This window comes from Klebsiella sp. CN_Kp113 (assembly GCF_040064585.1).
Classification (GTDB): domain Bacteria; phylum Pseudomonadota; class Gammaproteobacteria; order Enterobacterales; family Enterobacteriaceae; genus Klebsiella; species Klebsiella michiganensis.
The window spans coordinates 69,344-89,597 of record NZ_JBEAID010000069.1; the positions used below are offsets into that span (position 1 = coordinate 69,344).

General features: G+C 55.3%; 20 protein-coding genes and 2 pseudogenes. 10 read left to right on the forward strand and 12 right to left on the reverse strand.

Translation table 11 applies throughout. The features are described from left to right. Window positions 1-5 precede the first annotated feature (5 nt). The 3 genes from exbD to yghX all read left to right on the forward strand — a co-directional run bounded on the left by exbD (window position 6) and on the right by yghX (window position 2,078). Window positions 6-431, forward strand: coding sequence for a TonB system transport protein ExbD (gene exbD, locus ABLV30_RS27330; RefSeq protein WP_014226862.1), 426 nt, complete (start codon window positions 6-8; stop codon window positions 429-431). Window positions 432-574: 143 nt separating this feature from the next. Next, window positions 575-1,069, forward strand: a complete 495-nt coding sequence (locus tag ABLV30_RS27335) for a TIGR00645 family protein (protein WP_004105804.1) — start codon at window positions 575-577, stop codon at window positions 1,067-1,069. 121 nt (window positions 1,070-1,190) lie between these two features. Beyond that, entirely contained in the window at window positions 1,191-2,078 is an 888-nt protein-coding gene (yghX, locus tag ABLV30_RS27340; protein WP_064375102.1) for a YghX family hydrolase, read from the forward strand. Between the two features lie 35 nt (window positions 2,079-2,113). On the opposite strand, the gene yghU is transcribed toward yghX, so the two are convergent. Then, window positions 2,114-2,980: a glutathione-dependent disulfide-bond oxidoreductase gene (gene yghU, locus ABLV30_RS27345; protein WP_014226859.1), complete on the reverse strand. Its 867-nt coding sequence runs from the start codon at window positions 2,978-2,980 to the stop codon at window positions 2,114-2,116. Between the two features lie 72 nt (window positions 2,981-3,052). Continuing rightward, a complete protein-coding gene (locus ABLV30_RS27350; RefSeq protein WP_064404250.1) occupies window positions 3,053-3,613 on the reverse strand; it encodes a thioredoxin domain-containing protein in 561 nt (186 codons plus the stop codon). On the opposite strand from ABLV30_RS27350, the gene ABLV30_RS27355 reads away from it, so the two are divergent. The 3 genes from ABLV30_RS27355 to ABLV30_RS27365 all read left to right on the forward strand — a co-directional run bounded on the left by ABLV30_RS27355 (window position 3,601) and on the right by ABLV30_RS27365 (window position 7,140). Beyond that, on the forward strand, window positions 3,601-3,744 hold the full coding sequence (locus ABLV30_RS27355; protein WP_305955792.1) for a hypothetical protein: 144 nt from the start codon (window positions 3,601-3,603) through the stop codon (window positions 3,742-3,744). The two genes, ABLV30_RS27350 and ABLV30_RS27355, sit on opposite strands and share 13 nt — an antisense overlap. Before the next feature lie 76 nt (window positions 3,745-3,820). Then, the gene (gene gss / locus ABLV30_RS27360; protein ID WP_009654105.1) at window positions 3,821-5,692 is read left to right on the forward strand and encodes a bifunctional glutathionylspermidine amidase/synthase; all 1,872 of its coding nucleotides are present in this window, start codon (window positions 3,821-3,823) and stop codon (window positions 5,690-5,692) included. Window positions 5,693-5,958: 266 nt separating this feature from the next. Beyond that, window positions 5,959-7,140 (forward strand): PLP-dependent aminotransferase family protein, encoded by a 1,182-nt coding sequence (locus ABLV30_RS27365; RefSeq protein WP_014226856.1) that lies wholly within the window; start codon window positions 5,959-5,961, stop codon window positions 7,138-7,140. 334 nt (window positions 7,141-7,474) lie between these two features. Here ABLV30_RS27365 and ABLV30_RS27370 read toward each other — a convergent pair whose 3' ends face one another. The 4 genes from ABLV30_RS27370 to ABLV30_RS27385 all read right to left on the reverse strand — a co-directional run bounded on the left by ABLV30_RS27370 (window position 7,475) and on the right by ABLV30_RS27385 (window position 11,165). Next, complete coding sequence (locus ABLV30_RS27370; RefSeq protein WP_014226855.1) at window positions 7,475-7,663, reverse strand: hypothetical protein; 189 nt, start codon at window positions 7,661-7,663, stop codon at window positions 7,475-7,477. A 273-nt stretch (window positions 7,664-7,936) separates the two neighbouring features. Further along, complete coding sequence (locus ABLV30_RS27375) at window positions 7,937-9,856, reverse strand: tyrosine-protein phosphatase (protein WP_265801106.1); 1,920 nt, start codon at window positions 9,854-9,856, stop codon at window positions 7,937-7,939. 261 nt (window positions 9,857-10,117) lie between these two features. After that, complete coding sequence (locus tag ABLV30_RS27380; protein WP_032692867.1) at window positions 10,118-10,456, reverse strand: hypothetical protein; 339 nt, start codon at window positions 10,454-10,456, stop codon at window positions 10,118-10,120. A gap of 106 nt (window positions 10,457-10,562) precedes the next feature. Then, window positions 10,563-11,165 (reverse strand): short chain dehydrogenase, encoded by a 603-nt coding sequence (locus ABLV30_RS27385; RefSeq protein WP_025105932.1) that lies wholly within the window; start codon window positions 11,163-11,165, stop codon window positions 10,563-10,565. A 98-nt stretch (window positions 11,166-11,263) separates the two neighbouring features. Between ABLV30_RS27385 and ABLV30_RS27390 the strand changes: the two genes are divergently transcribed. After that, window positions 11,264-12,154: a LysR family transcriptional regulator gene (locus ABLV30_RS27390; RefSeq protein WP_029946875.1), complete on the forward strand. Its 891-nt coding sequence runs from the start codon at window positions 11,264-11,266 to the stop codon at window positions 12,152-12,154. Between the two features lie 88 nt (window positions 12,155-12,242). Here the strand turns inward: ABLV30_RS27390 and ABLV30_RS27395 are convergent, their stop codons facing one another. Together ABLV30_RS27395 and ABLV30_RS27400 are read right to left on the reverse strand one after the other, a co-directional pair. Further along, the gene (locus ABLV30_RS27395; RefSeq protein ID WP_004854188.1) at window positions 12,243-13,388 is read right to left on the reverse strand and encodes a PLP-dependent aspartate aminotransferase family protein; all 1,146 of its coding nucleotides are present in this window, start codon (window positions 13,386-13,388) and stop codon (window positions 12,243-12,245) included. 10 nt (window positions 13,389-13,398) lie between these two features. Further along, window positions 13,399-14,769, reverse strand: a complete 1,371-nt coding sequence (locus tag ABLV30_RS27400) for a cystathionine beta-synthase (RefSeq protein ID WP_348865703.1) — start codon at window positions 14,767-14,769, stop codon at window positions 13,399-13,401. 33 nt (window positions 14,770-14,802) lie between these two features. Here ABLV30_RS27400 and ABLV30_RS27405 point away from each other — a divergent pair, with 33 nt between their 5' ends. Further along, on the forward strand, window positions 14,803-15,045 hold the full coding sequence (locus ABLV30_RS27405; RefSeq protein ID WP_014226848.1) for a hypothetical protein: 243 nt from the start codon (window positions 14,803-14,805) through the stop codon (window positions 15,043-15,045). Window positions 15,046-15,314: 269 nt separating this feature from the next. Further along, window positions 15,315-16,703, forward strand: a complete 1,389-nt coding sequence (locus ABLV30_RS27410) for a DASS family sodium-coupled anion symporter (protein ID WP_265801111.1) — start codon at window positions 15,315-15,317, stop codon at window positions 16,701-16,703. A gap of 228 nt (window positions 16,704-16,931) precedes the next feature. Here the strand turns inward: ABLV30_RS27410 and ABLV30_RS27415 are convergent, their stop codons facing one another. From ABLV30_RS27415 to ABLV30_RS27425, 3 genes and pseudogenes are all read right to left on the reverse strand, one after another. Then, window positions 16,932-17,429, reverse strand: a complete 498-nt coding sequence (locus ABLV30_RS27415) for a nucleotidyl transferase AbiEii/AbiGii toxin family protein (RefSeq protein ID WP_256204549.1) — start codon at window positions 17,427-17,429, stop codon at window positions 16,932-16,934. Next, window positions 17,416-18,198, reverse strand: coding sequence for a type IV toxin-antitoxin system AbiEi family antitoxin domain-containing protein (locus tag ABLV30_RS27420; RefSeq protein ID WP_177936739.1), 783 nt, complete (start codon window positions 18,196-18,198; stop codon window positions 17,416-17,418). Before ABLV30_RS27420 ends, ABLV30_RS27415 begins: the two co-directional genes overlap by 14 nt. 184 nt (window positions 18,199-18,382) lie before the next feature. Beyond that, window positions 18,383-18,748: pseudogene (locus tag ABLV30_RS27425) on the reverse strand (transposase); the annotation flags it as partial. Between ABLV30_RS27425 and ABLV30_RS27430 the strand changes: the two are divergent. Beyond that, a pseudogene (locus tag ABLV30_RS27430) lies at window positions 18,741-18,928 on the forward strand (IS256 family transposase); the annotation flags it as partial. The pseudogenes ABLV30_RS27425 and ABLV30_RS27430 sit on opposite strands and share 8 nt — an antisense overlap. Window positions 18,929-18,944: 16 nt before the next feature. Here ABLV30_RS27430 and ABLV30_RS27435 read toward each other — a convergent pair. Beyond that, window positions 18,945-19,856 (reverse strand): alpha/beta hydrolase, encoded by a 912-nt coding sequence (locus ABLV30_RS27435; protein WP_064377968.1) that lies wholly within the window; start codon window positions 19,854-19,856, stop codon window positions 18,945-18,947. Window positions 19,857-20,254: the final 398 nt, after the last annotated feature.

The following is a 20,254-nucleotide window of genomic DNA, read 5'->3' on the forward strand; positions in this document are numbered from 1 at the left end:
GCTTTATGGCGATGCATTTTAACGAAAACCTCGATGATAACGGCGAAATGCACGACATCAACGTGACGCCGTTTATCGACGTCATGCTGGTGCTGTTAATCATCTTTATGGTGGCGGCGCCGCTGGCTACCGTCGACGTGAAGGTGAATCTGCCTGCTTCCTCCAGCCAGCCGCAGCCGCGTCCGGAAAAGCCGATCTATCTGTCGGTGAAGGCGGATAAAACCATGTTCCTCGGCAATGACCCCATTACCGACGAGAGCATGATCGCCTCGCTGGATGCGCTGACCGAAGGCAAGAAAGACACCACCGTCTTCTTCCGCGCGGATAAAACCGTGGACTACGAGACGATGATGAAGGTCATGGATACCCTGCATCAGGCGGGCTATCTGAAGATTGGCCTGGTGGGCGAAGAAACCGTCAAAGCGAAGTAATCTCTCTCCACGCATCTTCTCAGGCTGGCCTTGCGCCAGCCTTTTTTTATCTCCTCGAATCGCTCTCTTGTTGGACGCCTGTTGCTATAACGTTGCCCTGTTGCGGTATAATGGCGGCCGTTTATGTTAACTGACAGGATCTTATGGAACGCTTTCTGGAAAATGCTATGTACGCCTCGCGCTGGCTGCTGGCGCCGGTTTATTTTGGCCTTTCGCTCGGTTTGATTGCGCTGACGATCAAATTTTTTCAGGAGATCTTCCACATACTGCCGCATATTTTCAGCGTCAGTGAGTCGGATATGATTCTGACCCTGCTGTCGCTGGTGGATATGACCCTGGTGGGCGGTCTGCTGGTGATGGTGATGTTCTCCGGCTATGAAAATTTTGTTTCCCAGCTGGATATCAACGAGGGCAAGGAGAAGCTCAGCTGGCTGGGCAAAATGGACGCCACTTCGCTGAAAAATAAGGTTGCCGCCTCCATCGTGGCGATCTCTTCCATTCATCTGCTGCGGGTGTTTATGGATGCGAAAAACGTCCCGGACAATAAGCTGATGTGGTACGTCATCATCCACCTGACCTTTGTGCTGTCGGCCTTTGTGATGGGCTACCTCGATCGTCTGACCAAAGTGAAACACTGATCCCTCCTCTCCCGGCGGTGTTGGCCGCTGGGCTTTTTACTCCCCGTTTCTGCTTTTCTCCGCTGGCGTATGTCCGGGCTTCTGCTTTGCTTAAAGGGCGCTTAATAACGGAGGCAGGGTGATGACGCGACTAACGGCCAAAGATTTTCCGCAGCAGCTGCTCGAATACTATGACTACTACGCCCACGGCAAAATCAGCAAACGCGAGTTTCTCCAACTGGCGGGGAAGTATACCGTCGGCGGGATGACCGCGCTGGCGCTGTTTAACCTGCTGAAGCCCGACTATGCTCTGGCGGAGCAGGTGGCGTTTACCGACCCGGATATCCGTCCGGAGTATATTCATTACCCTTCTCCTGACGGCCACGGCGAAGTGCGGGCTTATCAGGTGACGCCGGTGAAAATAGCCGACAAAGCGCCCGCCGTGGTGGTGGTTCATGAGAATCGCGGCCTGAATCCCTATATTGAAGACGTTGCCCGGCGGGTGGCGAAAGCGGGCTATATCGCGCTGGCGCCGGATGGCCTGAGTTCCGTCGGCGGCTATCCCGGTAATGATGATGAAGGCCGCGCGCTACAGCAGAAAGTCGATCCCGTGAAGCTGATGAATGATTTCTTTGCGGCGGTCGCGTTTATGGCGAAGCATCCGCAGGCGACGGGGAAGGTCGGTATCACCGGGTTCTGCTACGGCGGCGGCGTCAGCAACGCGGCGGCGGTGGCGATCCCTGAGCTGGCCTGCGCGGTGCCGTTTTACGGCCGCCAGCCGCCGCTAAATGAGGTCGATAAAATTAAAGCGCCGCTGCTGCTGCATTATGCCGGACTCGATAGCGGCATTAATGAAGGCTGGCCCGCCTATGAAAAAGCGCTGAAGGCACACAATAAAGTCTACGAGGCCTATATTTATCAGGGTGTTAACCACGGCTTTCATAATGACTCCACGCCGCGCTACGACCGGGCCGCGGCTGACCTGGCCTGGCAACGCACGCTGGCGTGGTTTGAGAAGTATTTGCGCTAAAAACCGGAGGCGGAAGCCTCCGGCGGGCATGGGCGCTACGCCTGGCGTTTATCTTCGGTTTGCGTGTCGAAGTCGCTGGCGTCATGGCGCTCGTGAAGCTGCTCGTTGAGCGGGCCTGAGGTGCGGTTAACCATCCTCCCGCGCTGAACGGCGGGGCGCTTACCCACATCCTGCGCCCAGCGCAGCACGTTTTTATAGCTACCGGCATCCAGGAACTCGGCGGCGTTGTAAACATTCCCCAGCACCACGTTGCCGTACCACGGCCAGATGGCCATGTCGGCGATGGTGTACTCCTCTCCTGCCACAAAACGGCCGCGGGCAAGCTGCTTGTCCAGCACGTCAAGCTGGCGCTTGGCTTCCATCGTAAAGCGGTCGATCGCGTATTCGATTTTCACCGGCGCATAGCTGAAGAAGTGGCCAAAGCCGCCGCCGAGGAACGGAGCCGAGCCCTGCAGCCAGAACAGCCAGTTGAGGGTTTCGGCGCGGCCTGCCGGATCTTTGGGCAGGAAGAAGCCGAACTTTTCCGCCAGATAGAGCAGGATGCTGCCGGATTCAAAAACGCGGGTCGGCGGAGTGGTGGAGTGGTCGCGGAGCGCGGGGATTTTTGAGTTCGGATTAACCTCGACAAAGCCGCTGGAGAACTGATCGCCTTCGCCGATGCGAATCAGCCAGGCGTCGTACTCCGCGCCGCTGACGCCTAACGCCAGCAGCTCTTCCAGCATAATGGTCACTTTCTGGCCGTTGGGCGTCCCCAGCGAATAGAGCTGAAGCGGATGTGCGCCCACCGGCAGCTCCCGATCGTGCGTTGCGCCGGAGACGGGACGGTTGATATTGGCGAATGCGCCGCCGTTGTTTTGCTTCCATTCCCACACTTTAGGTGGCTGGTAGTTATTCTCTGACATGCTGATCTGCCTTTTTAGTGAGGTGTTGATGTCGTGTCGCTGGCGTTACCGCGCCGGCGCGGGAGAGTCGTACTAAGCCAGAATCCGCGCGGCCCATACGCTGACGTCGTCGCCGCTGCCGAGATCCGCCTGCACCAGGCCGTTAACCATAAAGGTCGGCGACACGTGGATGCCGTTCTGGCGCGCGTACTTGCTATGCCATTTGATCTCGTTTTGCAGCTCCGGGCGGGCAAACGCCGCGGCCAGCGAGACGTGGCTATAGCGTTCGATACGCTCGATAATCTGCTGCGGCGTGGCGTTCATGTTCGGCCCGCTGCAGTGGTCGGTAAACTCAAACTCTTCGCGGTGGTCGGCGACGGCTTTAAGCACCTTATGCGCCTGCTCGCGGCCGTGCGGCAGGGTGGAGGCTGCGAGAACGCAGCGGACGATGACGCCGGAAAACAGATGCCACGGTTGAGACTGCAGACGAATTTTGATCGTCACGTTATCCGCGCCAACTTCATCCAGCAGGTCATCAAGCTTATTAAATGCCCGCACGGAGAAAGGACAGGTGGGTTCGAGGAACACCTCAAAGGTGCGGGGGCCATGCCCCCAGACCAGCGGTTGGGCGGTCAGATGCGATGGTATGCTCATTGTCGACTCCTGATTGTTTTTTTATCTCAAATAACGATATCACTTTTGCCCGGGGGCGCAGGCTTATTTTCCTTAAGGGCACGATTAGCGAATCGAATGAGTGGTATCATCATTCCACCTCTGTCTGGTAAGTGCCTGCGGCAGGATAAGAAGAGGGAGTTTTGTTTCGCCAACTGCCCGGGCTGCATTAATTTGAGGTCAGGCTAAATGAGCAAAGGTTCCACAAGCAGTGATGCCCCGTTTGGTACACTATTAGGCTACGCACCGGGCGGCGTGGCGATTTATTCTTCTAATTACAGTAGCTTAAATCCGCAAGATTATCCGGATGACGCCACGTTCCGCAGCTATATCGGTAATGAGTATATGGGGCACAAATGGCAGTGCGTGGAGTTCGCGCGCCGCTTTCTGTTCCTCACCTACGGTTTTGTTTTCACCGACGTCGGCATGGCCTACGAAATCTTCTCCCTGCGTTTTCTCCGCGAGGTGGTCAACGACAATATTCTGCCGCTGCAGGCGTTCGCCAACGGCTCCCGCCGTCCGCCTCTCGCCGGCTCACTGCTGATCTGGCAGAAAGGCGGCGAGTTTAAGCACACGGGCCACGTGGCGGTGATTACGCAACTGATAGGGAATAAGGTCAGGATCGCCGAACAGAACGTCATTCACTCGCCGCTGCCGCAGGGCCAGCAGTGGACCCGCGAGCTGACGCTGGAAGTGAAAAACGGCCTCTACACGATTAAAGACACCTTTGCCGATACCGAAATCCTCGGCTGGATGATTCAAACCGCCGATACCGAGCACAGCCTGCCGCAGCCGGTGCTGCCGGGTGAGGCGATGGCCATCAAAGGCGCGCGTCTGCCGAATAAAGGCCAATACCGCGGCAACTGGCTCAACGAGAAAGATTCACTGCAAAAAGCCTACGTGGAAGCCAACGGCCACGTCATCAATAAAGACCCTTACCAGTATTTCACCATCACCGAAAGCGCCGAGCAGGAGCTTATCAAAGCCACCAATGAGCTGCATTTGATGTACCTGCACGCTACCGACAAGGTGATGAAGGATGACAGCCTGCTGGCGCTGTTCGATATTCCGAAAATTCTCTGGCCGCGTCTGCGCCTCTCGTGGCAGCGCCGTCGCCATCATATGATTACCGGCCGCATGGATTTCTGTATGGATGAGCGCGGGCTCAAGGTGTATGAGTACAACGCCGATTCCGCGTCCTGCCATACCGAAGGCGGGCTGATCCTCGAGCAGTGGCTGAAGCAGGGCTACTACGGCACCGGTCACAACCCGGCGGAAAATCTGCTGGATGAGCTGGCCGGAGCGTGGAAGCACAGCCGGGCGCGTCCTTTCGTGCACATCATGCAGGATAAGGATCTGGAGGAGAACTACCACGCGCAGTTTATCCAGCGTTCGCTGACTCAGGCCGGCTTCGAGAGCAAAATTCTGTTTGGCCTGGATGAGCTGCGCTGGGATGCCGCCGGGCAGCTGATTGATGCCGACGGGCGTCTGGTCAACTGCGTCTGGAAAACCTGGGCATGGGAGACCGCCATTGAGCAGGTGCGGGAAGTCAGCGCCGATGAGTACGCAGCGGTGCCGATACGTACCGGACACCCGAATAATGAAGTGCGCCTGATAGACGTCCTGCTGCGCCCGGAAGTATTAGTCTTCGAGCCGCTGTGGACGGTTATCCCCGGCAACAAGGCGATTTTGCCGGTGCTGTGGTCGCTGTTCCCCAATCATCGCTATCTTCTGGATACGGATTTTGTGGTCAACGAGCAGCTGGCGGAAAGCGGCTATGCGGTTAAGCCTATCTCGGGCCGCTGCGGCAACAATATCGACCTGATTGGCCCGCAGGATGAAGTGCTGGATAAAACCAGCGGCCAGTTTTTCGATCGCAAAAATATCTACCAGCAGCTGTGGTGCCTGCCAAAAGTGGATGGCAAATACATCCAGGTTTGCACCTTTACGGTTGGCGGTAACTATGGCGGTACCTGCCTGCGCGGAGATGATTCTCTGGTGGTTAAAAAAGAGAGCGATATTGAGCCGTTAATCGTGCTAAAAGACACAGATAGCCGTTAAGTTTGGCCCCGGATTGCGGCGGTGAGCGCCTTATCCGGGCTGCGGTTCTCGTCACCTGCGGCATTTGTAGCCCGGGCAAGGCGCATCGCGCCGCCCCCGGGGGAAGGCCGCAGGATGCTGAAGAATATCCCGGAGGCGATGCTGCGCATCTGTCCGGGCTACCGAACATACGAACCCGTAGCCCCAGTGAGCATAGTGCGACCGGGGGAATGAACGGTAAAAAACAGATAAAACATCACAACAACAAGACAGAAAAGGAAAATAGTATGCACGATCGGCGACTCGCCGCCCGCGCGGGTGAACTTAAGCCCTCCGCCGTCCGCGAACTCCTCAAGCACAGTAAGCTGCCCGGCGTTATCTCTCTGGGCGGCGGTATTCCGGCCCCGGAGCTTTTTGATACCGAAGGCCTGAACCTGGCGGTGCAGCAGGTGATGAACGGGCGCTTTAACGATGCGTTCCAGTACGGTTTGACCGAAGGTTATCCGCCGCTGCGTCAGGCCGTTAGCGAACTGTGTCAGGCGCGCGGCGTGGCCTGTTCGGCAAGCCATGTCTATATCACTTCCGGTTCGCAGCAGTCGCTGGATATCGTCGCCCGCACTCTGCTCGATCCGGGTGATGCGATTGTCGTTGAGCGTCCGACCTATCTGGCGGCGCTGCAGGTCTTCCAGCTGGCGCAGGCCAATATTCTCAGCGTGGATACCGACGATGACGGCATGCTGGTGGAACAGCTGGCCGATCTGCTGGAAACCACGCGTGTGAAAGCCGTTTACCTGGTACCGACGTTTGGCAACCCCGGCGGGAAAACCCTGAGCGAAGCGCGTCGCCGCCGCCTGGTTGAGCTGGCGAAAAAGCACGACTTCGTCATTATCGAAGACGATCCGTACGGTGAAATCAGCTTCACTGATGAAGTACGCCGTCCGCTGTATCAGTATGCGGTTGAGCTGGGCTGTGAAGATCAGGTGGTTTATACCTCCACCTTCTCCAAGATCCTCGCGCCGGGGATGCGTATTGGCTGGATCGTGATGCCGGACTGGCTGGCGCAGCAGACGGTGATCGTTAAACAGGCGGCGGATCTGCACACTAATATGCTCTCGCAGGTCATCACCGCGGAATACCTGAGCATGAACCGCCTGGAAAGCCAGATTGCCCTGATCCGCGAAGATTACCGCAAGAAGTGCGTGGCGCTGGCCGACGCGCTGGAATCGCAGCTTGGCGAGCATCTGGCGTTCAGCCGTCCTAAAGGCGGTATGTTCCTGTGGGCTCGCTTCCGTTATCCGTTCGATACCATGGAATGGATGAAGAAAACGCTGGAAAATGGCGTGGTCTACGTACCAGGAGAAGCGTTCTATAACGATAACCCGGATACCCGCACGCTGCGCCTGTCCTACTCGACGGTGTCGACAGAGGGTCTGATGACCGCCGTCGAGCGCCTGGCGAAGTCGCTGTAATCGCCGTGCTCCGCGCCGTCGGCGGCGCGGGGCTCCCTTCTCGTTTTCTTCTTTAAGCCCCTGTTTTTATGCGAATGCATGACCTGCCCGGCGGGCGAAAATCATCAGTGCGTAATGTGAAAACGGGATTGGCGGGTTTTTTGAATCGCCCGCAGCCGATGGCTACGGGCGAGAGAAACACAGAGGCGGGCGGTTTTGCGGCTTATCGCCGGCCCGGGTCGTTAATCCTGGTCGGTAATGCGATCGTCAAGCCAGATCAGCATCAACGTGGAAAGAAAAGCAACAGCGACGGTACCAATAGCTAACAGCATAAGAAGAGCCTCAGGGGTTTTTATTATTTTTCTGCTTTGACCGATGAGCGATTATTTCTGTCTGTGATGGTGACTTTTGTTCCTGACTGGGATGTTGCGAGGGTGAAAAAATCGTCAGCATCAATATCGAAATTGAGAACGATTTCTTTGTACTTCCCACAATTCATTAACTCTTTTGCTTCTTTCATACTACTGGCTGTAATAGTAGGCATCAGTTTCATCTCGTTTAAAAACTGAGAAGCAAAATAAGAGCTTGTCGATACCAGATCAACTACTTTTTATGGTAAGGACAATCATGCATCAGATTGATGATTGCCGCTGCCAGTAGCGGATTGAAACATAATTTCTGTTTTACCTTTCCTGCCAGCGTTTCGTTTTGCCCATGGCGGCGAAAAATGCGCCGATCCTCGGCGGTGTATGTTTAACCGCTTTGCAATTTCGTGGCTAAGAGCAAGCCGCCCGCGGCGGCGGCCTGCTGGGGATGTTTAAAAGGCGTAGCCCACGCTAAGGCTGCCGCTGTAGCCGTGGCTGTCGCCGCCGCTGGCGACGTCAGCCTGGCCGCCAAGGTTCAGGCTCAGCGCACCGCGCGTGATGCTCAAACTGGCGCCAGCGTTGACCATGTCACGGCTATCGAAGGCCGCGTTCTGTACGACCTCATAGTGATAAACCTGTCCCTGAGTGCGTACCGAAGGGCCGCTGAAACTGTGTTCATAGCCGATATTTATCGCCGGCGTGAAGCGCCAGCCGCCGCCGTTTTGCGAATGAAATGCGATACTCACATTGGCAATACCGCTGGCGTTATTTTCACTGACGCGGTCGACGTTGAGCGCCAGCTCGCTGCCGCTTTCGCGGAAAGCGTCCATCCGCAGGTGGGTCAGGCGGGTCCCGACGGCGTACTCAACGCTGGCAAAATCGAGCGGACTGACGTAGCCGAGGCGCAGCGTGCCGCCAACCAGCTGGCCATGGGTATCGCCGGTGGCCGTACCCAGCCCGCCATTCAGCCGGCGCGTACTGCTATAATCGATCCAGCCTGCGTTAAGATCGGCGGCGGCAAAGAGGCCATGATTTAAATCCTCAAAAGCATAGCGACCGCCGAACCCCAGCAGAGTGGCGTTGGCATCCGCATCGGCGCTGGCGCTGCCCAGCGAGCCCCAGCTATATCCCAGAGTGCCGTAGCCGCTAAGCTGCGCGTTAAACCGCCAGGTATAGCCCAGCAGCGAGCCGGCGGTATGCTCATTACTGCTGGCGGCGCGGGCGGAACCATCGGTGCCAAGATAGCCGCTAAGCCCGGTCAGCCACAGCTTTCCTTCCCCATCCCGCAGCTGACGGCTATCAATATTCGGCGTTAACGCCCTGTCTAATCGCGATCCGCTGCGCAGCAGGTAGCTGGCGGCGTCCGCGTAAATCTGCCCGCCGACCTGAGTCTCCACGCCGCCGAGGGTTCCGGCATCAATGGCCGATTGCAGATAATAGTTATAGTCGGTGTAGCGGCCCGATAGCTCGCTGTTTTGCAGGGCGTTAAGCAGCGCAGCGCCCTGCGCCGCATTCCCCCGCAGTTCGCTTTGTCCCGGCAGCTGGCCGTACTGCACCATTTTGCCGCGCAGGACGTAGAGCGTCTCCTGCGACAGCCCCAGGCCCTGCTTCAGATAGTTATCTACCGATCCGTACTCGCGGCTGATTTCATCCAGCCCGGCCTGAAGATAGCTGGCATCGACGCCCAGCAGCGGCTCGTAAATCGCCGCCATGGCGGGGGGAATCATCGCCAGGGTCGCTTCGACGCGCTGGCGGGTATAGTCGTTGGTGGCGAGGTAGTTTTCCATAATGGTCCCCTCATCGACGCCGGCAATGCTCAGCAGCATCGCGGCGGTCCAGCCGGTGCGGTCCTTGCCCGCGGTACAATGGAACAGCGCTGCGCCGTCGGCGCTGGCCAGATCGTTAAATAGCGTGGTGAACCGGGCGCGCATCCCGGCATCGCTGACGAAGGAGACGTTGGTCTGCTGCATCATCGCTTTGGCTTCAGCGGCGCTACTGAACGTTATTGAGGTGATGTTGCTGCCCGAAGCGGTGTTGCCGATGATATCAATATGGGTATATCGCGCCCCGTCGGGCATCACGTCCGGGCTGCTGGCGATTTCGCTGGCCGTGCGCAAATCATAAACATCGCTGATACCGAGCGTGCTCAGCGTCGCCTGGTCCGCGGAGGATAATGCCAGGGCATTAGAACGATAAAAAACGCCGGTGCGCAGGGTGCCGTCGTGGCTGGTGGTATAAACAGACGTCGTGCCAGCGATATCGCGGAAATTATCCATCGTAGCGAGTACGGGCGTATTTATCGGCGCAGCGTAGAGCACGCCGGAAACGGCGGCGGCGACCAGAGAGAGCGAAACGGGAATATAACGAATCAAAATAAGCCTCGATAATTATTGGTTATAATTTACTGTTTATTAAGGCTTGGAAATATAAGAGGAGATTGTGACGGAATTATTTCCAGAACGATTTTTTAAATAAATAGGGTGATAATAACGTCAGGATATCGATTAAATATAACTTTTGCGCGCGCTAAATACTGTTATTCATTCGCCATGTATATGTTTAACATTCCGCTCGTCGCAGCAGAATGTTATTTTCTATTATTATCAGCGAGTCATTTTGCGCAGTAATACGCCTTAATCCGGGCGCTGCTTTTCGCTCATCAGCTGGCGACAGCGCTGCTGGTCCTGGCTGATACTTTTCTGCTCTTCCGGCGTCAACTGCTGCCAGGTGTCCAGCATCCGTTGGCCCAGAGCGGGCACGTAGTGGGTCTTATGCAGCGCATAATCCGAATTGCCGCCTTCAATCATATTTTCCATATCGCGGAGAAACGCACGGCTGTCCTGATGGTCAATAACGCAGAAGACGGAGCGGTAGTACGCGACGTCCTCTTCGGCGTAGCGGGGCGTGAACCACCAGATAAGTAGAGCGATAAGCGCCAAAAGCGGGGCAATAAAAACGAGTTTCTTCAACATGAGTCATTCAAAAAGGCAAATTGAAGGATCAGTGTAGCCGTTGATGAAACAGGATGTAAGCGCCGTCGCGGGCCGGCAGCGTCATTCCGGCCCGCAGCGGCGCCGGTCAGTAGCCGACCTTATAGATCCGTCCGCTCTGAACGCCTTCTACGCTGCGGCGGTAGGCCTGAGCCACGCTGGCGGCGGGGACGCTGGTAAAACCGGGGAAGAAACCGTCGTAGGCTGCCGCCGATTCCGTTAATACGGTGGGGCTAATCAGGTTAATACGTATTCCGCGCGGCAGTTCGCAGGCGGCGGCGCGAACGAATCCTTCCAGCCCGGCGTTGACGGTGGTGGCATTGACGCCCTGAGCGATGGGCTCATGGGCGACGATCCCGCTAATCAGCGTAATAGAACCGCCGTCGTTCAGATAATGCTGGCCGGTCAGCGCCAGGCGAATCTGCCCCAGGAGTTTATCCTGTAGGCCCTGGTTGAAATCGCCGTCGGTCATGGTCGCCAGCGGGCCAAAGAAGAGATTGCCAGTGGCGGAAACAATCGCGTCTACCCGACCGGTTTTCGCAAACAGGTTCTGCACGCTCTGCTGTGAGGTGATATCGACCTGATAGTCGCCCTGAGTGCGGCCGACGCGAATGACTTCATGACGCTGGTTTAATTCTTGCGCAACCGCGCGGCCAACGGTACCGCTGGCGCCAATAATGATGATTTTCATAGCAGGTTCCTCTCTCGGGTGAGAGGCTATTCTTTAATAAAACAAATATCGGATAAACTGGCTAAAAGTTAAATGATTGCTAACCAGGGGTTTGTAATATGGATAAGCTGCGGGCGATGGAGACCTTTATTGCGGTCGTGGAGTGCGGAAGCTTTACCGGCGCCGCAGCGCGGCTCGAGATGTCGGCGGTGATGGTCGGGAAATATATCGCGCTGATCGAGCGGCAGCTTAATACCCGTCTTCTTGAGCGCAATACCCGCCGCCAGAGCCTGACCGACGCCGGGCGGGTCTATTTTGACGAGGCGAAACGCGTCCTGGAGCAGGTCTCCATCGCCGAAAGTTCAGTGGAGAGACTACGGGTCGCGCCCGCGGGCACGCTGCGGATAAGCGCGCCGACGTCGTTTGGCGCCTGCGTGATTGCCCCGCTGACCGCCACGTTTCTACAGGCCTGGCCCGACGTGCGCGTGGAGCTGGATCTGACCAACCGGATGGTCGATCTGGTGGATGAGGGCATCGATCTGGCGATCCGCATCGGCGAGATCCGCAATAACGATCTGGTGGCAAAGTATCTCGCGCCCTACCGGATGACGATCTGCGCCGCGCCCGGGTATTTAGCCCGCCACGGTACGCCGACAACGCCTGCGGACCTGGTCGATCATCTCTGTTTGTCGCATACGGTGTGGACCGCGCGCAATGAGTGGAAGCTGCCGGGCGCGGAGGAGGGCGTACGCTGGAAGCGCGACGCTGTTCTGCGCTGTAATGATGGCTACGCGCTGCGAACGGCGGCGATCGCCGGCGCCGGGCTGCTGCTGCAGCCGGAAGTGCTGCTGGCGGATGCGCTCGAGTGCGGCAAACTGGTGCGCGTGCTCGAGGCGTATACCCCGCAGCCGAGGCCGATTCACCTGCTCTGGCGGCAGGATCTGCGGCCGCTGCCGAAGCTGACGCGATTTGTTGAGCATCTTCTGCAGGGGCAGGGCCAGAACGGGTAGACTGCTTAATTCTCTGCCGGGCGGCGGGCCTGATGTGATGGGGGATCTTGTCGCCCGGCAAGGCGTTAGCCGCCGCCGGGCAATCTGCTTAGTCGCGCAGCGCGTGGCGCCAGTCGGCGATCAGATCCTGCGGATCCTCAATCCCTACCGACAGACGAATCAGCTGCGGAGTAATGCCGTTGGCTAAACGCTGCTCCAGCGGGATCGACGCGTGAGTCATGCTAAACGGCTGGCTCACCAGGCTTTCCACGCCGCCGAGGCTCTCCGCGAGGGTAAACAGCTTCAGCTTGCGGATGATCCGCTCGGCGTAGCCATCGTCGCCTTTGACCACCACGGAGATCATTCCGCCGGGAAGCGCCATCTGCCTGCGCGCCAGCTGATGATGCGGATGCGAGGCCAGCCACGGGAACCAGACCCTTTCGACCTGCGGCTGCTGCTCCAGCCACTCGGCAAGCAGCAGCGCATTGCTGCTGTGGCGCTCCATACGTAGCGCCAGGGTACGAATACCGCGCAGCGTCAGGAAGCTGCTGAACGGGTCGAGGACGCCGCCGACCGCGTTTTGCAGGTAGCCCAGCTTTTCCGCCAGCGCGGCGTTGTCGCCGACCACCGCCAGCCCGGCGACCACATCGGAGTGGCCGTTAAGGTATTTGGTCGCCGAATGCACCACGATATCAAAGCCCAGCTCCAGCGGACGATGGATAGCCGGCGAGGCGAAGGTGTTGTCGGTGACGCTGATAATATTGTGCCGCCGCGCAATGGCGGCGATGGCGCTGAGGTCGGCCAGCTTAAGCAGCGGGTTGGTCGGCGTTTCAACCCAGATCATGCGCGTGTCGGGCCGAATGGCCGCTTCGATGGCCGCCAGATCGTCGGGCTTCACCCAGCTCACCCGCAGGCCGGCGCTTCGGCGGCGAACGTTTTCAATCAGCCGGTATGTGCCGCCGTAGACGTCGTCGACGGCGACCAGGTGGCTGTCTTTATCCAGCAGCTCCAGCACGGTTGAGATGGCCGCAAGGCCGGAAGCAAAGGCGTAGCCGCGCGTGCCGCTTTCCAGGTCGGCAATCGCCGTCTCCAGCGCGTGACGGGTCGGGTTGCCGCTGCGCGAATATTCGTACCCGGTATGCTGCCCCGGCGCGGGCTGAGCAAAGGTGGAGGTGGCATAAATAGGCGGCATCACCGCGCCGTGTTCATCGGTAAATGTGCCACTATGTACGCTCAGGGTATGCAAATTTGTCATTGAGAAGTCCTTACTGTTCGAGTCGGTTACGCCAGGTGGTCAGCACATCGCTGCGGGTAATGAGGCCAAGAAAACGATCGTTGTCGGCGATAACGGCCACCAGGCCGCGATCGAAAATGGCCTTCAGCGCGCTTTCCGGCGCGTGCTTATCCAGGGTCTCCACGTTACGGGTCATCGCTTCCCTGACCGGCAGAGAAAAGCGCTGACTGTCGCCCTGGACGTGGCTAATCAGATCCCATTCGTCGACGATGCCGACGACGCGGCCGTTTTCCAGCACCGGCAGCTGCGAGATGTCGTAGAGGCGCATACGCGCGAGGATGGCCGCCAGGGTATCGTCCGGCGCGGCGGTGACGGTTGCTCCTTCGTCGTGGCGCAGAGCGATAAAATCGCTGAGATCGCCGCACGATGGACGGCTTAAAAAGCCCTGCTGGCGCATCCAGTCATCGTTAAACATCTTTGATAAATATTTATTGCCGCTGTCGCAGGCGAAGGTCACCACGCGTTTAGGTGATGTCTGCGCCCGGCAGTAGCGCAGGGCGGCGGTGAGCAGCGTTCCGGTAGAGGAGCCTGCCAGAATGCCTTCAACCTGCAGCAGCTGGCGGGCGGTGGCGAAAGCTTCGCTATCGGTGACGCGGTATGCGCTGCGGACGCCTTCAAGATGGGCCAGCGGCGGAATAAAGTCTTCGCCGATCCCTTCCACCAGCCAGGAGCCGGTTTCGCCGTAGCGCCCGGTTTCGACCTGGTCCGCCAGAATGGAGCCCGCCGGATCGGCGAGGATAAATTCCGTTTCAGGGGAGTGCTCAGCAAACCAGGCCTGAAGCCCGCCGAGCGTTCCCCCGGAGCCGACGCCGACGACGATCGCGTCGATATCGCCATCCAGCTGCTGGAAGATTTCCGGGGCAGTGGTGGTGGCATGCGCCAGCGGGTTAGCCTCGTTATTAAACTGGTCGATATAAAAGGCGCCTGGCGTTTCGTCGGCAAGGCGCCGGGCGTAGTCCTGATAGTAGGCGGGATGGCCTTTGTTAACGTCCGATCGGGTAAGCTGTACCTGCGCTCCCAGCGCGCGCAGATGGAAAATCTTCTCGCGGCTCATTTTGTCCGGCACCACCAGAATCAGGCGATAATTTTTCTGCGCGGCGATCAGCGCCAGACCGAGGCCGGTATTGCCGGCGGTGGCTTCGATAATCGTGCCGCCGGGTTTTAATTTCCCTTCGCGCTCTGCCTGCGTAATCATGGATAGCGCGACGCGGTCTTTTATCGAGCCGCCGGGATTTTGATTTTCCAGTTTTAGAAACAGGCTGCAGGGGCCGGTATCAAGCTTATGGAGCTGCAGCAGGGGAGTATGACCAATCAGGTCGCTTACGGAATGAAAAACTGACATAACATTTTGCCCATTCGTATCGAGATGATTTGAATGGTAGGGCTGCAAAATTGGCATTTTAAAGAACTTTTGTCTGCCGCTAAGAGCAAAAAGGAATATAAGATGCTTTTTAGCCGTCCGGAGGGAAAGGTAGTTAGCCGCCTGGGCGTGTTGATTTCCAGAATAGCGCGCTTTTGCCCGGTTTTTCACCGAATTATCCGTTTTTACGCGCTGCTTTATCTCTATTTCAGAAATGGATTGCCGAAAATAATCGATGGATCTCTGGGGCTATTTTAGATGTTGGTGAAACTATCAACGCCGCGTATACCGGCGCGGCAGCCAAAGACAGTAATTCAGACGAAGGAAATTAAAGCTAATAAAGTCGGCCTGCTCGCTTCAATAAATCGTCTATATCAGGAACCTCTTTCCGGAAATATCCTGACCTGGGTGTCATTCAGGCGGGAAATTGTCTGGTACGATCCAGTTAACAGAACAGGAACATAATTTATACCTGAAAGACATATACATGTAATGATTCAGTCGTAACCAGTTACAAGGAAGCTACTATGAATAAAAACGACATGAGTCCTTTACCCACCAATACCCACGAGTGGTTTTTTAATCGTAACAGCATCATCATTTTGCTCGATATTGTTCTGTTTATCGTTCTCTACAACACGCTACCCTATGAGCCGAAGGTGGTCATGGGGCTGAGTATGCTCGCTTTTATCGCCGTATTATGGTTAACGGAAGCGCTGCACGTGACCGTTACGGCAATAATGGTTCCCGTCATGGCCGTGCTGCTGGGGGTATTTAATACCCAGGCGGCGCTAAACAGTTTCGCCAACTCAACGATATTCCTTTTCCTCGGCGGTTTTGCTCTGGCGGCGGCGATGCATGTACAGGGGCTGGATAAAGTCATTGCCGATAAGGTATTAGCGATGGCGAGGGGCAAAATGCGCCTCGCGGTCTTTATGCTATTTGGCGTGACGGCGCTGCTGTCAATGTGGATCAGTAATACGGCGACGGCCGCAATGATGATGCCGCTGGTATTGGGGATCCTGAGTAAAGTCGATGGCAAAAACCGCCATTCGACCTATGTGTTTGTGCTCCTCGGTATTGCCTATAGCGCCAGTATTGGCGGAATGGCGACCATCGTCGGCAGTCCACCGAATGCGATTGCCGCCGCCGAGGTGGGGCTCTCCTTCTTTGACTGGATGAAGTTCGGTTTCCCGGCAATGATCGTCTTACTGCCTGTCGCTATTGCGATTCTTTACCTCGTGTTCAGGCCGGAACTTAAGGGGACCTTCGAAACGAATAGTGAACAGGTCGATTGGGATAAAGGCAAAATAGTCACCCTGGCTATTTTTGCGCTTACCGTATTCTTCTGGATTTTCAGCGGCCCCATTAACGACCTACTGGGCGGTTTTAAATCCTTCGATACCATCGTGGCTTTAGGCGCCATTATATTAGTCAATTTCGCCCGGGTGGTTCACTGGAAGGATATAGAGAAAACGGCTGACTGGGGCGTGCTGTTATTATTCGGCGGCGGTATCTGCTTAAGTAATGTGTTGAAAGAGACCGGCACCAGCTTGTTCCTGGCAAACCAGATTAGCGGGATGGTGGCTCATATGGGGATATTTATTATTATCCTGGTGATTGCAACATTCGTGGTGTTTCTGACCGAGTTTGCCAGTAATACGGCCAGCGCCGCTTTGCTTATTCCCGTATTTGCCTCAGTGGCCGAAGCGTTCGGCATGTCGCCTGTGATTCTGTCGGTATTGATTGCCATTGCGGCTTCATGCGCTTTTATGCTGCCCGTGGCGACGCCGCCAAACGCTATCGTTTTCGCCACCGGCCATATCAAGCAGCAGGAGATGATGCGCGCCGGCCTGTTTTTGAATGTCGCTTGTATCGTCGTTTTGACCGGATTTAGTATGTTGTTTTGGGTATAACTTCTGATAAGCGAGTTTCCACCCAATATCTTGCAAATTAAGACTGCTGTGCGGCGAATAATCGAACGGAGTTCGATGGAGAGTCCGGTCGCAGAAAAGCAAAAACCCGCCTTTTGGGCGGGTTCTTTAAATAGTGGTGCCCGGACTCGGAATCATACCTACGATTAACGTGCTGTTTGTTATTGGTTTTGTTGGTATTTCTCGAAAACAGTACCCCCACGAAGGCCACTACATAAATCGCTTTGGTTTGGTGAGAGGTATCACGAAAAATCGGTGTTTAAGGAGAGAGGCTTCGTTATGTGTGGAGTCAGGTCCACACATAACGGTCTGAGGTTCACATATAGCGGATGGAACTCCACACATAATGATTCGAGGTCCGCATTTAACCGCGTGACAAACTTCAATCTTTATCTTCGCATCAGCGGTGTTAACTATGATGCGCTTTTCATCCGCTTTATTCTCCTGTCGGATAGCCGTGATCCCCGGTCTGCCGTTCAGCGATTCAGTAATACGCATCAAGGCGTCATTGATGACCGCCAGATCGGTATCGCGATCAGTAAAGGTCTTATACGCCAGATCGATATCCACCGACAGGCGAGGGAAATCTTGTACAAATAAGTTGATTGCCGTGCCGCCTTTCAGGGCGAAACAGGACTCCTTCGCCACATGCGGCAGGGCAGTCATTAATAGCCTGACCTGTCGGGCATAACTATCACGCAGATCCATCTTCGACTCCTTCCGGTTTAAATGCGCGGGGAACGGTGATTTGATAATCCGGCTCCAGCCAACCGCCGGGAACGATTTGCCGTTTTCCCGAGCCTGTTTCTATACCGCTTTGATCGAGGTACTGAAAGTAAGGATGCTCATTGCGTCGGGCAAGGTAGAGCATCACGCGGTTGGTTTTAACCGAATGACTGGCGAAGAGCAGCGCCTGTAATTTACGCGGGCTAAGAAGATTCATCCCCTGAAACAGAGCATCGGCATGTTCGAACGAGATCAAGGAAGGAACGCCGCAGGCGATCTCATACGCGGCCAGTTCCGGTACGCTGCCCACTAACTGTCGGTCGCCGATTTTAAGTTGTGTCGTGAATGACGGTATATCAACGGTGAGGCCAGAGGTATACAGCGTGACAAACATCGCGGATGGTTCAAAGACGACAAACCATCCCGGCAGCTTGACGTAAGCCGGAAGCGTGAGCCAGATTTGCTGCCTGCCCGGCTCGGTATAGTGAGCATAGCCCTGTAGCGCAACGCTGGTCAGTCCCGCCACGCGAACCGGTTTTTCCCACTGCGTTTGCAGGCAATAAACCGCGTCCACCCAGTCCGGCTCACGGCCCGCCCGGCAGTATACGCCGTGCGCGATCCGCCTGAGCCAGCCATTCTGCACATAGAGGTAAGAGAGCTTACGATCTATGCCGTTACGAGTGAGCCATGACTGGAGCAACACCTGACCAGGTAGGGTGTTTTGCATCAGCCAGTTTAGATAGTTTGGCAAATGTCGTCTCTTGATAGACAATTTCGATAATTATTAAACCATTATAGTTCTCGTACTCTCGCTGGTACAGGTGATTTTGGAATCATTTTAAATAGTGATATCCAAAGTATTTCTATAACTTTTTGTTTTCTTTGTTTAAATTTTATCTTTATGGATTTGTATGGTATATGAGCAACAAATGCTATACCGGTTTCATGTCGGTCATGAAGTCTTTATGGTGCTTTGAGGCCACGTATTTAATCGTGTTACGGATCTGGTGAATGACGCACAACTGCACCTCTGTCTGCGGATAAATGCTGTTTATTGCCTCCGGGAGGCCAGTCAGCCCGTCCAAGCAGGCAATCAGGATGTCTTCAACGCCACGGTTTTGCAGGTCACTCAATACGGATAGCCAGAAGTTAGCGTCTTCACTTTCTGACAGATACAGGCCCAGAACTTCTTTTTTGCCTTCCAGATTCAGCGCCAGAACGGTATAAACCGCTTTGATCTGGTAACTCATCCCCAGTGCGAACAGGCGAATAATCTTGCGTTCGATCTCGTCGGACAGCGTGATCCGTGCTGCGATTAAGAAACGCAAAGTGTTCCCGACAGACGACTCGGTACGGAAAGTGGTTTATCTGGCGATCAAAGATGCGTCAAAAAATGGAGTATGCCGATCCAGAACTGGCGGCTGGCGATGAGTCGTTTTATTATCGAGTTCGGTGACCGCCTGAGCGATCACCTTTTATAGTGGCAGTTACACAGAATTACAGACAGGCTCTTCTGCTTCGGATAAATTTAGCAACGGCTTGTAACGCCTCATCCGCTTCAGGTATCTTTCCCACCGATGACTGAAATACATGCCAGAGCCCGTCCCATATCTCAAGCTCAACTTGCATCCCAGCCTTTTTAGCATATCGGGAGAGGCGTAATGCATCATCGCGCAATAACTCCTCGCTTCCCACCTGAATAAATACGGGAGGAAGTCCAGACAAATCACCAAACAGGGGAGAGACAAGAGGATCGCTTCGTTCACTGTCCGAACAGTAGTATTTCACGGTCATTATCAGGTCTTCTATGCAAAGCAGCGGATCAAGATCCTTACACAGCGTTATGCTCTTACCTGAAAGTGTGAAATCCAACATGGGTGATAGCAGAACAGACGAGTCCGGCAAAGGATCTTGATGCTGTTTTAACAAGAGTAAAAGCGACATGACCAGACCACCACCACTGGAGTCTCCCGCGAGGATAATGTCCTCTGCTGAATAACCATTAGCAAGCAGCCATAAATAGGCCTGATGACAATTTAATAAGGCCGCAGGAAATCGATTTTCTGGCGCCAGAGGATATTCCAGTACCAGAGTTCGGCAACCAGAATATTGTGCGAGATAGGCAGCGAGTTTTCTGTGAGTCAGACACGAACCCTGAGAATTTCCACCTCCGTGGAAATAGAGAATAATCCTGGTATTTATCGAATCTGGATATGAAATCCACTCCGCGGTCACCTCTGTGTCGTTAACAGTATCGATACATACACCCGCAGGTAGCGTTGCCTTTGTGGCTGCAGACTCCCAGACCTGGCGCTGAATGGAGAGTGGAGTATGCAAAAGAAAATGAATATTCTCATCATGATTTTCAAACAGTTTCGCTTTATAATCTTTTGCTCCGTTACTCAGCATGTTCATTCCTTTAGCTGCTTACGCCAGAAATAATAATTGTCGGTAGTGCTTTTTTTTACATTTTAATAGGCATTAATTTATTTACTCATTCATACACAATCTGAGAAATACGCCACATTATAAGTTTATTAAAATTGTTCAGTTTTTTTTATCTTTCTCTACTAACTGACAAATAGCTTACTTTTTCAACGACGCTGGTGATAAGGGTTTTCCCGCAAAACAAGCAGACCTGCGCTCAGGCAAGTGATGCGAGAGAGCGTGGGGCAGGCAAAATCCCTGGCAATGATTTTTTTCTGGCGGAGAGGGTGAGGGGACTTTGACGGGAAGCTAGTGCTAGTTCCCCAAAAGCAAAAACCCGCCTTTTGGGCGGGTTCTTTAAATAGTGGTGCCCGGACTCG